The following is a 13,268-nucleotide window of genomic DNA, read 5'->3' on the forward strand; positions in this document are numbered from 1 at the left end:
CCTCACGGAGTCTGCACGGACTTCCCGCCTCGCAGAAGGGGGCCGGGCTGGCAGTGCCTGTCGCGTCCTTCCAGGAGTGGCAGCCGCTTCAGGGGACAGGTCGCGGCGACTTGAGTTCTGGGCGGGTCCAGGAGTAGCTGCGGGCCCATGCCTGTCGACACCTTGTTCCTGCTCGCTCCCGACTTCGCGGACCCTGCATATCCAGGCACGCGCTTCTACTGCGAGCACTGTGCACAGATAGAAGGCGTGTTGAGCTACTACCCGCAGGTCGCGCGCGTGATGGAGGTTCGGCGCATTTCATGGCCGCGGCCTCGCGCGGCGGTCGTCGCGCTCGTGGGGGAAGACAACCAGTGGTTGCCGTTGGTGGTGCTCGGCGAGGGCTCGGACGACCACGGCTGTGCCTCGGGTGTCCATGAGGGCAGACGCTTCATCTCTGGCAAGGACGGCATCGCCCGTTGGTTCTCGGCCCGCTTCGGCATCGCCGTGCCACATCCTTGAGCGACGTGCGTCGCGCGGATGGACGTGCATCCCGCTTCGTTCATGTCACCGACGCTCATCCGCGCCGGGGCTGGAGGACGATGATGGCCATGCCCGCGATGGCCACGAGTGCGCCGACGAGGTCCCAGGCCGAGGGCCGCTCGCCCTCGACGAGCCACATCCAGACGAGCGCCACCGCGATGTACACCCCGCCGTACGCGGCGTAGGTGCGCGCGGCGCCGGCCGGATGCAGCGTCAGGAGCCACGCGAAGGCAGCCAGGCTCGCGGCCGCGGGGAGGAGCAGCAGCGCCGACTTGTTCTCACGCAGCCAGAGGTAGGGCAGGTAGCAGCCAAGTACTTCGGCCACTGCCGTGAGGACGAAGAGCCCGAAGGCGCGCAGCAGCACGGTGCGGTACCTCCCACGAGACCAGGGACGCGGCGGGTGTCCTGGTACTACAGGCGGGCTCTCAAGTCCGAGCGAAACCGCGCTCCGAGCGCGCCTCCGGGCGCCGAGTGTCACGGGCCTCCGTGGCGCGCGCCAGCACAGCACGTGGACGGAGTTCTCCGCTCCGCTCTCCCAAGGAGCACCGGCAGTGGTGTCGCGGTCGTCCCCTGAGGCGTGTCCCTTTACTGGCTGGCTGACCGGCGCTGCCTCCCAGTAGGGGTTCGTGGGGGAGACGCAATCGCCGGTCGGCCTGGGCGTAGCCGCCCCGGAGGCCGCTGTCCGGCCTCGGGAGAAGTCCTGCATGGATACCGTTCTGGGTGGACTGCGTCAGAGCCTGCGCTCGTTGGGCCGCAGCCCCGGCTTCACGCTGGGATGCGTGCTGATGCTGGCGGTGGGGATCGGCGCGAGCACCGCGCTCTTCAGCGTGGTGGAAGGGGTGCTGCTGCGCCCGTTGCCCTATCCCCGCCCCGAGCGCCTCGTGGAGCTCGCCCAGCGCGCGGCGGACGGCCATACGATGCGGTTCTCGGACCCCAACTTCGAGGATGTGCGGACGCGCGCTCATACCGTCGCGGCGCTGGCCCAGGTATCGGGCACGGAGAGCGTCGTCGTCACGGGCGCCGACGAGCCGACCTTCGCCACACGGGTGCTCGCCTCGCGCGACTTCTTCTCCGCCTTCGCGGTGCGGCCCGTCCAGGGCCGCCTCTTCGGCGAGGAGGAGCAGCAGATGGAAGGGGAGCCCGTGGTGGTGGTGAGCCACGCCTTCTGGAAGCGCAACCTGGGTGCGCGGCCGCTGCCCCTGTCGAATACCCTCACCTTCGAGGGACGCGCCTACACCGTGGTGGGGGTGATGCCCGAGTCCTTCGACCATCCGGCGGGCACGCAGCTGTGGATCCCTCGCGAGCTGGAGGCCCGGCTGCCCAGCCGCTCCGCGCACAACTGGCGGGTGGTGGGGAGGCTGTCGGACGGCATTGACCTCCAGGCCGCGCGAGTGGAGCTCACACACATCGCTCGCGAGCTGGCGGCCCAGTACGGCCAGGAGACGCCGATGCGCGACATCGCCGTGGAGCCGTTGCAAGAGAGCCTGGTGGGGCGCGTGCGTCCCACGCTGTACCTGCTGTCGAGCGCCGCGGCCTTCCTGCTGCTGGTGGCTGGCGCCAACGTCACGAACCTGCTGCTCGCTCGTGCGGCCACCCGTGCCCGGGAGCTCGCCATCCACGTGGCCCTGGGGGCGGGGCCCGGCGCGTTGATCCGGCGGTTCCTCATGGAGTCGCTGCTGCTGTCATTGGCGGGAGGCGCACTGGGGGCCGTGCTGGCCGCCTGGGGCGTGCGCGCCCTGCTCGCGGCCGAGCCGGGCCACCTGCCACGGATCAACGAGGTGGAGGTGAACGCCACGGTGCTCCTCTTCACCCTCGGGCTCTCGCTGGTGCTCGCGCTGGGGCTGGGGTTGGTGACGGCGCTGCGCGCGGCGCGGCAATCTCCAGGGGCCGCGCTGGCGGGCGCCGGGCGCACGCTCAGCGGAGGAGGGGGCGCCGAGCGGACGCGCCGGGCCCTCGTCGTGGGACAGCTCGCGCTCGCGTTGATCCTCCTGGTGGGCGCGGCGCTGCTCGGGCGCAGCCTGATGGGGCTGCTCTCGCTGGACCCGGGGTACCGCACCGAGGATGTCGCGGTGCTCAGCCTCGTGCTCCCGCCAGCCAAGGAGGAGGCGCAGGGGCGGCGCAACGTGCAACAGCAGGAGCACCTGCTCTCGCGACTGGCGGCGCTGCCCGGCGTGCGCGCGGTGGGCGCCGTGAGCAACTTCCCGCTCGAAGGAAGCGCGGCGGGGGATGGCACCTTCATCGTCCTCAACCGCTCGGACGAGGTGCGGGACTTCGAGGACTTCGGGCGGCTGGCGCGCGAGCGCGAGCGCACCGGCTCCGCCGAGTACCGCGTGGCGAGTGAGGGCTACTTCGCCGCGCTCGGCATCCCGCTCGTGCGCGGGCGCCTGTTCGATGCCCGTGACACCCTCGACGCGCCTCACGTGGCCGTCATCAGTGAGTCGCTGGCGAAGGCCCGCTGGCCCCACGAGGATCCGCTGGGCAAGCTCATCCAGTTCGGCAACATGGACGGAGACTTGCGCCCCTTCACCATCGTTGGCGTGGTGGGGGACGTGCGGGAGCAAGGGCTGGATGACGCGCCCAGTCCCATGTTCTATGGCTGCTCCCGGCAGCGTCTGCGGCTCTCCTCCCACTTCCACGTCGCCGTGCATGGTCCGATGGGCTCCGCGGCCCTGGTCGCCGCGGCGAGGCCGGTGCTGCGAGAGCTTGCCCCGGAGCTGCCCTCGCGCCTGTCCACGGTGGAGGGGCTGCTCGCGGGGTCGCTCGCGCCCAGGCGCTTCAGCCTGCTGCTGCTGGGCGCCTTCGGTGCGGTGGCGCTGCTGCTGTCGGTGGCGGGGCTCGCGGCCGTCGTGTCCTACGCGGTGGCGCAGCGCACACGGGAGTTCGGTATCCGCTTCGCGCTGGGCGCGACGGCGGAGGACGTGCTGGGGTTGGTGCTCCAGCAGGCCGCGCGGCTCGCGGGGCTGGGAATCGTGCTCGGCGTGTTGGGGGCCGTGGGGCTCAGCCAGGTGCTCGCGGGGCTCGTGTATGGCGTCAGCACCACGGACCCGCTCGTCTTCGTCGCGGTGGCGCTCCTCCTGCTCGGCGTGGCGCTGCTCGCGAGCTGGCTGCCGGCCCGGCGCGCCTCGCGCGTGGACCCGAACACAGTGCTTCGCTCGGGTGCCTGAAAGGCGGGAGCCACGGGTGCGCTCAGGTCAGGGGGCGGGCCTGCAGTCGATGCCGGCCTTCACGGCGGCCCGGAGCAGGTCGTTCGCTCCCGTGCCCATTCGTGTCGCATCCATCCCCGCGACGGCGACACCGAGGTCGAGGTCTGGGCACACCATCGCCGCCACACCCCAGAAGCCCTCGTGCAGCCAGCAAGGGCTTCCATCGGCGCGCTCCATCCGGAAGATGCCCATGCCCCCGCCGTCCTCGGTGTTCGTGGAGGGGACCCGCGACATCGTGTCGAGCGTGGAGGCCCGGGTGAACACCTCTCCGGAGAACAAGGCCTGGAACCAGCGGGCCAGGTCCGTCGTGTTGGACACCAGCCCTCCACCGCCAAAGAGGTCGGCCGTGGCGTCGATGCGGGTGAGCGGAAGTCCGTCATAGGCCTGCGGTGCCAGGACGACAGGGTTCGCGGGGGGCGGCTCCAGCTTTTCGAGCCATGTGGCCTGGAGCCCCAGCCGCTCGAAGCCGAGCTGGCTCCGGTAGGCCTGAGCGAGTCCCCAACCGGTCCTCGCTTCCAGCACGGCCCCCAGCAACAGGTAGCCCGTGTCCGAGTACGCGTAGCGCTCGCCCGGTGCGCCCACGGGCGCGCCATGCTCCAGCGCGAAGCGGACCTGCTCCTCGCGGGTCCAGACGTGCTCCGGTGCATCGAGGACCGTCGTGAGGTAGTCCTCGCTCTGGGCGTAGTCGAACAGGCCGCTGGTGTGGGTGAGGAGCTGCGCCATCGTCATCCGCTCGGGCGCATAGCCTCCTGCGTGCAGCAGCTCCGGATAGGGCGCGGGGACCACCGCCGCCACGGTGTCATCGAGGGACAGCTTGTCGTCCTCCACCAGCCGCAGGATGGCCGCGGCCATGTATGTCTTGGTCACGCTGGCGATCCGGAACGGGGCCCTTGGGTCGAGCGACTCCATGCCGGGAGCCTGTACCGCGCCTGAGAACTCGAGCCCCGCGGATGGGATGCGCACGCTCATCAGCCAGCCGGCGTTGCCGGGGTGTGCTTCCTGGACCTCCTGCAGCGTCTGCTGGAGCGACTGTCGCACGGCGGCGGCGTCACAGGTGGGGACGTCAGGGGCATCCGACCGGCAGGCCAGCGAGCCGAGGAGGAGACAACTCGTGACGGCGAGCGCGCTGCATGCCGCGTATGTTGGGGACCTGCGTGACGCCATGGAGACTCCGGGATGTGGAGCCTCCACTGTGTCGTGGCCAGGGCCGGCGGCGCTTGAACGCTCTTCGGAAGAATGAACCTCCCACCTCTCTTCGTCCTCGCCCCGGAAGCCGGCATCTTCGTCCTGCGGTCCAACGACGCTCACTCCGCGCCCCACCGTCAGTGGGGCACCGCGATTCTCTTCGGACTGGAGGGCGCGGTGACGGTGCGGCACGCCTCGGGCAGCGCGCGAGGCCGCATCGTGGTGGTGCCTGGGGATGTCCCGCACGTGACGTCGTCCCGGGGACCGCTGGCCAGCGTGGTGCTGGACGCGGACCACCATCGCGCCACGTTCCGAGCGCTGGCGCGGCGCCTGCCCTTCGCCCTGGAGTCCTCCAGCGCCCTGGCTCAAATGGTGGCGGTGGTGGCGCGCGGGAAGGGAGCGGTCGCGCGCGGCGCCGAGCAGGCCGTGGCGGGCCTGCTTCCAACGGGCTCGGCCCCGGTGGGGGATGGCCGCATCGCGCGCCTGCTCGACATGCTGGAAGGGGAGGAGGAGCACCCCCTCCCGGTGCACGCGGCCCGCCTGAAGCTGTCCACGGGACATGTCTCGACCCTGTTCCATGCCAGGGTGGGAATCCCCCTGCGGCGCTGGTTGCTGTGGCGTCGCCTCTTGCGCTCACTGCCCCTGATGCGCGCGGGCGGCCTCGCGGAGACGGCCGCGGCCTCGGGCTTCTCGGACCAGGCACACCTGACTCGGACCTGTGTCCGCTTCGCGGGCTACACGCCCCGGCAACTGGCGAACGCGCTCGCCTCGCACGGATGAGCTGTCGTGCTCATGACGCAGCGGCCGGATGCGGAGCCAGCACCGAGGGATTCCAGTTTGAAGCCGTGGTCCTATGTACAATCGTTGACGTGGCTGGATACGCTCCGCTCTCGCGGGCAGGTCGACTCTCTTTGAGCGTGCAGTGGCTGCGCACCGCGCACCCAGGAGCGACGCCTTGTTCCATGAGTCCCGACGACTTTTGACGACTGTCATTGGTGCGGCCCTGCTGTGGAGCCTTCCCCTCTCATCGTGGGGGCAGGCCCCCTCCGCGGAGAAGCCCACGCGCATCGCCTTGCGCGCCGCGAGGCTCTTCGATGGCAAGAGTGACCGAGTCCTGCCGGATGCGGTCGTGCTCATCGAAGGCTCGAGCATCCAGGCAGTGGGCACCGGCCTCGCCATCCCCGCGGGGACACGGGTCGTGGACCTGGGGGATGTCACCCTGCTTCCGGGGCTGATCGACGCGCATTCGCACCTGCTGATGGAGGACGACACGGAGAACGGAGGTGACGGCGTGTTCAGCACCCTCCTCCAGCGCAGCACCGCCGAGCGCGCGCTCCTGGGCGCGAAGCTGGGCCGTGAGATGCTCGAGGCGGGGGTCACCACGGTGCGCGACGTCGGCAACTCCGGGGTCAACGGGGACGTGGCGCTGCGCAACGCCATCCAGCGCGGCTGGGTGCCAGGCCCACGCATCTCCGCCTGCACCCGCGCGCTCGCTCCACATGGCGGGCAGTTCCCCACGTTCCAGCTCGCGGCTCAGCCCCTCATCGAACAGGAGTACGTCACCATCTCCGGCGCGGAGGAGGCCCGGCGCGCCGTGCGGCAGGCCATTGCCGACGGCGCGGATTGCATCAAGGTCATCGTCGACAACGGGCACAACCTCCTCTCGTTGGAGGAGCTGAAGGTCATTGCCGAGGAGGCCCACCGCCAGAAGCGGCCGGTGGCGGCGCACACCACCCTCGACGAGAGCATCCGCATCGCGGTCCAGGCGGGCGTCGACTCCATCGAGCATGGGTATTCCCTCCCCGACGACGTGGTGACGCCCATGGTCCGTAAGCGCATCTTCCTGGTCCCCACCGACGGCCCGTTGGAGGTGTGCGACTCCTTCGATGAGAAGGTGGGCAACGTGGAGCGCCAGCGCAAGATGAAGGAGCGTTGCCGGAGGAACATCACCAAGGCCCAGGACCGCCTCCGCCGCGCGGTGGCCGCTGGCGTTCGGATTGCCGCGGGCTCGGACATGTACATCGTGCTGCGCGGGCTGACCCGAGGGCAGGCCAGCGTGCGGTGGTTCATCGCCTATGCGGAGGCGGGCCTCAAGCCCGTGGAGATCCTGCGCGCCGCGACAGTGAACGCGGCGGAGCTGCTGCGCATGCAGGACCGGGTTGGCTCGCTCGAGCCGAACAAGCTCGCGGATCTTCTCGCGGTGGAGGGTGACCCGCTGAAGGACATCCGCGCGCTGAAGCAGGTGCGGTTCGTGATGAAGGACGGACAGGTGGTCCTGGACGCACGGGCTCAGCCGAAGCGGGTGGATGAAGCGGTCCGTTTCTGAGCACCGCGCCCTCGGAACCGCGACGCCAGGGCCGCGGTCAGGTCGGCTCGCGACGCTGGCGTGCCCAGGTCTCGAAGCTCATGGGCGAAAGACCGTAGGAACGCGCGAGCTCTGGCCGCGCCAGGACCGGGGCGACGTTCATGTACGTCAGGCCACTCGCCACGCCGGGATGCAGGCCGGCCGCGACGGCCTCCTCGACCGTGCCGGACTGGACCGTGTACTCCTTGCCGTCGAGACGCGAGAGGATCTCGGCGATCCGAGGGAGCGTGAGCAGGTCACCCGCGAGCTGCAGCGTCACGCCGTTGAACTTCTCGGGATCGTTGATCGCCGCCGCGGCGGCCTTGCCAATGTCCTCCGGCGCGATCAGCGGGATGGGCCGGTCGGTCCTGATCACGGTGATCAACCGGCGCCCGTCGACGAAGCCGGAGGGATCCAACATCGGATGATCCATGAAGGTGGAGGGCAGGATGAGGGTCCAGCGCTTGAAGCCCGCGTGGCGTACGAGATCGCAGGTCGCGAGCTTGTTCTCCCAGTACTCCTCGTGCGACTTCCAGCGGCCCTCCGCCCACCCTTCGACGTTGCGGTGGTCACCGACGCCGGACGTCGCGGTGTGCACGAACGTCCCGATGCCCTCGGCAAGCGCGGCCTCGACGAGGTTCCTCCCTTGCTGTCGCTCCTTGCTGAAGTCGACACCGGTCGCGGTGAGGGTCGGTGACTGCATCGAGAAGACCGCCCGCGCCCCGGCGCAGGCGGCGCGCAACGACGCCGGATCGTCGAGGTCCCCGACGACCACCTCGGCGCCAGCCGCCGCGAGGGCCTTGGCGGTGGGCGCCTCCGAATTGCGCACCATCACGCGCACCGACGAGCTGCCTTCGGCCAGCAGCGCCCGGGCGGTGGCGCCGCCCTGGCGCCCCGTGGCCGCGGTCACGAGAACGGAATCAGTGCTGCCCATGGGCCGCTCCTCTTTTAAGTGGGGGACCCCACCGTTTAATTTCGTGGTTGAATATGGGGGGGGGCCCCGTTTGTCAAGGAAGGTCCCCATGAGGAGACGAGCGCCGTGAGTCATGTGAAGCCGTTGCGCGCGGACGGGCGACGCAACCGGGAGCGGATTGTCGCCGCCGCCGCGGAGCTGGTCGGAAGGGATGGCGCGCAGGCGTCGCTCGAAGAGATCGCGCGGCGGGCGGGGATCGGCTCGGCGACCCTGCACCGGCACTTCCCGTCGCGGCAGGCGCTGTTGGAGGCGGTCTTCCGCGATGGCGTCGCGCAGCTCTGTGCGCGGGCCGCCGCGCAAACGGGTGAGGATCCCGCCGCCGAGCTGGTGACCTGGCTCGAGGAGGTGACGGTCTACACCGCGACCAACCGCGGGCTTGCCGCCGCGCTGTTGGCTGGCCCGGATGGGCTCACACCCGAGGAGCTCTGCTGCACCGACATGCTGCTCGACGTGTTGAAGGGGCTGGTGACACGGGCGTCATCGGTGGGCGCGATCCACTCCGGCGCCACGACGGAGGATCTGATGATGCTGGCGAACGCGATCGCCATCGCCAACGAAGACGATCCGCTCACCGCGCGCCGGGTGCTGCGCCTCGCGCTCGCCGGCATCCGGTCGTGAACGCCATGGGAGCACCTCCTCCCGCCCCCGCTGCGGCTCGGCGACAGGGGCGGCCGCCTAGCTTGCCCGCGAATAGCGGCCCGGAGACTGGCCCACACGTCGACTGAAGGCCGTGGTGAAGGTGCTCGCCGAGCTGTACCCGACGCGCTCGGCGACCTCGGAGATGGCGAGTTCCCGGCGGCGAAGCAGCCCGCGGGCAACAGCCATCCGCCAGTCCAGCAGGTACTCCATCGGCGGCAGACCCACGGTGCGCGTGAAGCGATCGAAGAACGCCGAGCGCGAGAGGGCCGCGCTCTTCGCGAGCTGGGCCACCGTCCACGGTCGCGTGAGGTGCGCGTGCATCTGCCGTATCGCGGGAGCGAGCCGCGCATCCGCCAGGCCGCGGAGGAGCCCTGGGGGCGCGTCGTCGGCCGGTGTCGAGCGCAGCGCCTCGATGAGCAGCAGCTCCACGAGACGCGTGAGCACGAGGTCCCGGCCCGAGCGCTGCTCGCTCGTCTCGTCGCGGACCAGTCGCACCAGCGTCGAGAGTCGCTCCACGCCGCGCACGTGCACCAGGGCCGGGAGCAACGACACCATCAGGGCCGCGTCAGGTGAGTCGAAGACGAAGTAGCCGCCGAGCGTGCGCACGTCGGGACGGCCGCCGCGCGTGCCGTAACGAATCTCCCCCTTCGGAGTGGGCGCCGCCTTGGCGTCGATGCGCTCGGGCACCACCGGCTCGAAGCCGGACATGGTGAAGCCCGGCGTCGCCGGCAGGAGCACGAAATCACCCGCCTGGAGCGTGAGGGGAGGCTGGCCGTCGACAGCGAGTCGGCAGCTCCCTTCGAGCACGGCACTGAAACTCGGCTGGCCAAAGTCCGAGTAGCGAACCCCCCAACGGCCTGCTCCGCTGATGCCCTTCGAGAAGACGGCTCGTGGCTGAAGCAGGGCGATGACTTCCGAGAGTGGGTCGGTCATGTCTGGACTCTAGCAAAAGAAATATGGACCGCACGTGGTGGAGAGTCCTGTCGGCGGCACGTACCTTGGGACCATCAGCGCCGCATGAACCGCGGCCAACCAAGGGGTCGACATGAAGGCAACGTATGGGTTCCGGGCGACGATGACCGCGCTGCCGGGACGAGGCGATGAGCTGGCGGCGCTGTTGCTCTCCGCGGTGAGCGGCACGGGTCTCGTCACCAACCAGGACTGCGTCCTCTATCTGGTGGGGCGCTCCAGCAGCAATCCGGACGTCGTCCACGTCACGGAGGGGTGGACCACGAAGGAGGCGCACGCCGCGAACTTCGCGAGCCCGCGGGCCCAGGCACTCATCGCCGAGCTCGCCCCGCTCGTCACCGGCGAGGCTCAGTACCAGGACGAAGTGCCCGCTGGCGGCAAGCTCGGCGCGGGGGTGGTGTCATGAAGACGGTGCTCATCACGGGTTGCTCCTCCGGCTACGGACTCGAGACGGCGCGCCACTTTCACGCGCAGGGCTGGAGCGTGGTCGCCACCATGCGAGCCCCTCGCGAGGATGTCCTCCCTCGTTCGGACCGGATGCGCGTGGTGCCGCTCGACGTGACGAAGCCGGAGAGCATCGCGGCGGCGCTGGAGGCGAGCGGGCCCATCGACGTGCTCGTCAACAACGCGGGCATCGGGCTCATGGGGGCCTTCGAGGCCACGCCGATGGCGACGGTGCGTGAGGTGTTCGAGACCAACGTCTTCGGGGTGATGGCGATGACGCAGGCGGTGCTGCCCCAGTTTCGCGCACGCAAGTCGGGCGTCATCGTCAACGTGACGTCCAGCGCGACGCTGGCGCCGATGCCGCTGGTGGCCGTGTACACCGCGAGCAAGGTGGCCATCGAAGGCTTCACCGCGTCGCTGGCGTTCGAACTCGAAGCCTTCAACCTGCGCGTGAAGCTCGTCGAGCCGGGCTATGGCCCGACCACCCGCTTCACGAGCAACGGCGGCGCTCGCATGGAAGGGCTGTTCCCCGAGGCATATGCGCCCTTCGCGCAGCACATCTTCGCTTCATTGGGGCAGCCGGCCGCGGTGACGCGCGAGTCCGACGTGGCTGAGGTGGTGTGGCTTGCCGCGAACGACATGTCGGCGAAGCTCCGTTATCCCGCGGGCCCTGACGCGGTCGCCCTGGCCCGGTCGGCATGAGCAAGCTCGGTGAGGCATGGACTTCGCTGAGCGGGTTTCTGCTGCTCGGCGTTGGGTGGCTCGCGTTCGAGCACTACTACTTGTGGGCGCGGCTGGTCCGGGATGTCGGCCTCCCCAAGCCCGCTGCGTGGACGCTGACGTGGAGCCTGGTTGTCCTCGCGGTCAGCGTTCCCGTGGGCGTGTTCGCGAGCCGCCTGGTGCCTCCCGATTTGTCGGTGTGGTGGCTCACGCCGGTCTACGTGTGGATTGGCGTGTCCACGCTGTTGCTCATGTCACTCGGGGTGGTGGACGTGCTGCGGGTCGGCGCTTCCATGGCGCTTTGGGGCTCCGAGCCGATGGACGCAGACCGCCGGCAGGCGTTGGCGCGCATGAGCGCGTTGGTCGCGGTGACGGTCGGCGTCGTCGCCAGCGGTTGGGGGCTTCGAGAAGGCCGCCGGGTTCGCGTCAAGCGGGTGGAGGTTCCGCTGAAGAAGCTGCCGCCCGAACTCGACGAGCTGAGCATCGTCCAGCTGTCGGACATGCACATCGGGCCGATGGTGGGTCGGGAGTTCGTCGAGCACGTCGTGAGGACGGTGAATGCGCTGGCTCCAGACGTCGTGGCCATCACGGGCGACCTGGTGGACGGCAGCGTCGAAGACCTCGAGCAGCACGTCGCGCCGCTCGCGAACCTCACCTCCACCCATGGCACCTACTTCGTCACGGGCAATCACGAGTACCACGCGGATGCGAGTCGGTGGTGCGAGCACCTCGGGCAGCTCGGCGTGCGAGTCCTTCGCAACGAATACGTGGAGCTGGGGAGCGGTGAGCAGGTGCTTCACCTGGCGGGTATCGACGACTACGAGTCCGCCAGGTTCGACATCGGCCATCGGGTAGACCTCCCACGGGCCGTGGCGGGCAGAGACACGCGTCGAGCGCTGGTTCTTCTGGCGCACCAGCCCAAGGCCGTCCACGAAGCCGTCCTGCACGAGGTCGACCTGCAGTTGTCAGGGCATACCCACGGAGGGCAGCTGTGGCCGCTGGGGTGGCTTCAGCGCTTGGGGCAACCGGTGGTCGCGGGGCTCGCCAGGTTCAGCAAGACCTGGGTCTACGTCAGCAGCGGCACCGGCTTCTCGGGGCCTCCCATGCGGCTCGGCGCTCCCGCGGAGATTACGCAGCTCGTCCTGCGAGCAGCCTGAGGGCATTTGGAAGTCGGCTGCTCGATTCTTGTCTTGAAATAGAAGCGTTTGGATTTGAGGCCTGGAAGGTCTGAGCCAGGCCATGTCGATACATCCCCATGAGCGCCGCCTTCATCGCGGCCACGCTCGAATCTGGAGAACATACAAGCCATGAAGACGCTCCATCTGGTCGACCCCGCCGTGCGCGACATCGTTGCCTCCATGAAGGCTTTTGATCCCGCGAGTGAGCCCCTGGAAGCGTTCCGTGCTCAGCTCCTCGCGAGCTATGCGCAGATTGCCGCCCCAATGCCTCACGCACGAGAGGAGCGCTGGGTGCCGGGGCAGTCCGACGTGCGAGTCCTGGTGTATCGACCGAGCAACCCGCCCGCGGTGCAGGGGGCCATCCTCTATGTGCACGGCGGCGGCTACATCGCGGGCGTCGCGGAGATGACCGATGCGGCGTGTGTGCAGCTCGCCGAGGAGTACCAGTCGCTGGTCGTCAGCGTCGACTACCGCCTCGCGCCGGAGACGCCCTTCCCCGGTCCCATCGAGGACTGCTACGCCGCGTTGAGCTGGCTGATGCGGGAGGCGCCTGCCTTCGGGGTGGACACGTCACGGGTCGTCATCATGGGGCACAGCGCTGGCGGAGGGCTCGCGGCGGCGACCGCGCTCCTGCACCGCGACCGCGGCGGCGCTCCCCTGGCAGGACAGGTGCTCATCTATCCGATGCTCGACGCCCGCACCGGAACGCCGGACGCTCCGGTCGACAACCCGAGCACTGGCGAGTTCGGGTGGACGCGTCCGCTCAATCAATTCGCGTGGCAGGCGCTGCGGGGCGGCGCCGCGATTCCGAAGGAGCGCGAGGGCCACTACTCGCCCTCGCTGGCGTCCGGGGTCGAGGGCTTGCCCCCGACGTTCCTGGCGGTGGGGGGCGTGGACCTCTTCCTGGAGGAGGACGTCGCCTACGGGATGCGCCTGTCCCGCGCGGGCGTGCCCGTCGAAATGCACGTCTACCCAGGCGGCATCCATGGCTTTGATTTGTTCCCGACCGCCTCCGCGGCCCGGTTTGTCGCTGACCTTCGGAGTGCGCTCGCGCGCCTGCTTCGATGATGCGGGAGGGGCACGGGGCAGGCGAC

General features: G+C 69.7%; 13 protein-coding genes. 9 read left to right on the forward strand and 4 right to left on the reverse strand.

Annotated features, from left to right (window positions below):
- Positions 1-147: 147 nt before the first annotated feature.
- The gene (locus FOF48_RS04610; protein WP_143898887.1) at positions 148-498 is read left to right on the forward strand and encodes a DUF3088 domain-containing protein; all 351 of its coding nucleotides are present in this window, start codon (positions 148-150) and stop codon (positions 496-498) included.
- A 55-nt stretch (positions 499-553) separates the two neighbouring features.
- Here the strand turns inward: FOF48_RS04610 and FOF48_RS04615 are convergent, their stop codons facing one another.
- Positions 554-883 carry a YnfA family protein gene (locus tag FOF48_RS04615; RefSeq protein ID WP_143898888.1) on the reverse strand — a complete coding sequence of 110 codons (330 nt, stop codon included), beginning with the start codon at positions 881-883 and terminating at the stop codon, positions 554-556.
- 340 nt (positions 884-1,223) lie between these two features.
- Here FOF48_RS04615 and FOF48_RS04620 point away from each other — a divergent pair, with 340 nt between their 5' ends.
- On the forward strand, positions 1,224-3,683 hold the full coding sequence (locus FOF48_RS04620; protein ID WP_143898889.1) for an ABC transporter permease: 2,460 nt from the start codon (positions 1,224-1,226) through the stop codon (positions 3,681-3,683).
- A 27-nt stretch (positions 3,684-3,710) separates the two neighbouring features.
- Here the strand turns inward: FOF48_RS04620 and FOF48_RS36325 are convergent, their stop codons facing one another.
- Positions 3,711-4,760 carry a serine hydrolase gene (locus FOF48_RS36325; protein ID WP_186001766.1) on the reverse strand — a complete coding sequence of 350 codons (1,050 nt, stop codon included), beginning with the start codon at positions 4,758-4,760 and terminating at the stop codon, positions 3,711-3,713.
- Between the two features lie 198 nt (positions 4,761-4,958).
- Here FOF48_RS36325 and FOF48_RS04630 point away from each other — a divergent pair, with 198 nt between their 5' ends.
- Positions 4,959-5,687: a helix-turn-helix domain-containing protein gene (locus FOF48_RS04630; RefSeq protein ID WP_143899118.1), complete on the forward strand. Its 729-nt coding sequence runs from the start codon at positions 4,959-4,961 to the stop codon at positions 5,685-5,687.
- 199 nt (positions 5,688-5,886) lie between these two features.
- Positions 5,887-7,233, forward strand: a complete 1,347-nt coding sequence (locus FOF48_RS04635; protein WP_255441895.1) for an amidohydrolase family protein — start codon at positions 5,887-5,889, stop codon at positions 7,231-7,233.
- 37 nt (positions 7,234-7,270) lie between these two features.
- Here the strand turns inward: FOF48_RS04635 and FOF48_RS04640 are convergent, their stop codons facing one another.
- On the reverse strand, positions 7,271-8,185 hold the full coding sequence (locus tag FOF48_RS04640) for an NmrA family NAD(P)-binding protein (RefSeq protein WP_143898892.1): 915 nt from the start codon (positions 8,183-8,185) through the stop codon (positions 7,271-7,273).
- 105 nt (positions 8,186-8,290) lie between these two features.
- Here FOF48_RS04640 and FOF48_RS04645 point away from each other — a divergent pair, with 105 nt between their 5' ends.
- Positions 8,291-8,842, forward strand: coding sequence for a TetR/AcrR family transcriptional regulator (locus FOF48_RS04645; RefSeq protein WP_143898893.1), 552 nt, complete (start codon positions 8,291-8,293; stop codon positions 8,840-8,842).
- A 57-nt stretch (positions 8,843-8,899) separates the two neighbouring features.
- Here FOF48_RS04645 and FOF48_RS04650 read toward each other — a convergent pair whose 3' ends face one another.
- The gene (locus FOF48_RS04650; RefSeq protein WP_143898894.1) at positions 8,900-9,796 is read right to left on the reverse strand and encodes an AraC family transcriptional regulator; all 897 of its coding nucleotides are present in this window, start codon (positions 9,794-9,796) and stop codon (positions 8,900-8,902) included.
- 112 nt (positions 9,797-9,908) lie between these two features.
- On the opposite strand from FOF48_RS04650, the gene FOF48_RS04655 reads away from it, so the two are divergent.
- The 4 genes from FOF48_RS04655 to FOF48_RS04670 all read left to right on the forward strand — a co-directional run bounded on the left by FOF48_RS04655 (position 9,909) and on the right by FOF48_RS04670 (position 13,242).
- On the forward strand, positions 9,909-10,238 hold the full coding sequence (locus tag FOF48_RS04655) for a putative quinol monooxygenase (RefSeq protein ID WP_143898895.1): 330 nt from the start codon (positions 9,909-9,911) through the stop codon (positions 10,236-10,238).
- Positions 10,235-10,978, forward strand: a complete 744-nt coding sequence (locus tag FOF48_RS04660) for an SDR family oxidoreductase (RefSeq protein WP_143898896.1) — start codon at positions 10,235-10,237, stop codon at positions 10,976-10,978. Before FOF48_RS04655 ends, FOF48_RS04660 begins: the two co-directional genes overlap by 4 nt.
- Positions 10,975-12,153 carry a metallophosphoesterase gene (locus FOF48_RS04665; RefSeq protein WP_255441896.1) on the forward strand — a complete coding sequence of 393 codons (1,179 nt, stop codon included), beginning with the start codon at positions 10,975-10,977 and terminating at the stop codon, positions 12,151-12,153. The genes FOF48_RS04660 and FOF48_RS04665 overlap by 4 nt, the downstream gene beginning before the upstream one ends.
- Positions 12,154-12,303: 150 nt before the next feature.
- Complete coding sequence (locus tag FOF48_RS04670) at positions 12,304-13,242, forward strand: alpha/beta hydrolase (RefSeq protein ID WP_143898897.1); 939 nt, start codon at positions 12,304-12,306, stop codon at positions 13,240-13,242.
- The last annotated feature ends 26 nt before the right edge of the window (positions 13,243-13,268 follow it).

The organism is Corallococcus sp. Z5C101001 (assembly GCF_007352635.1).
Classification (GTDB): domain Bacteria; phylum Myxococcota; class Myxococcia; order Myxococcales; family Myxococcaceae; genus Corallococcus; species Corallococcus silvisoli.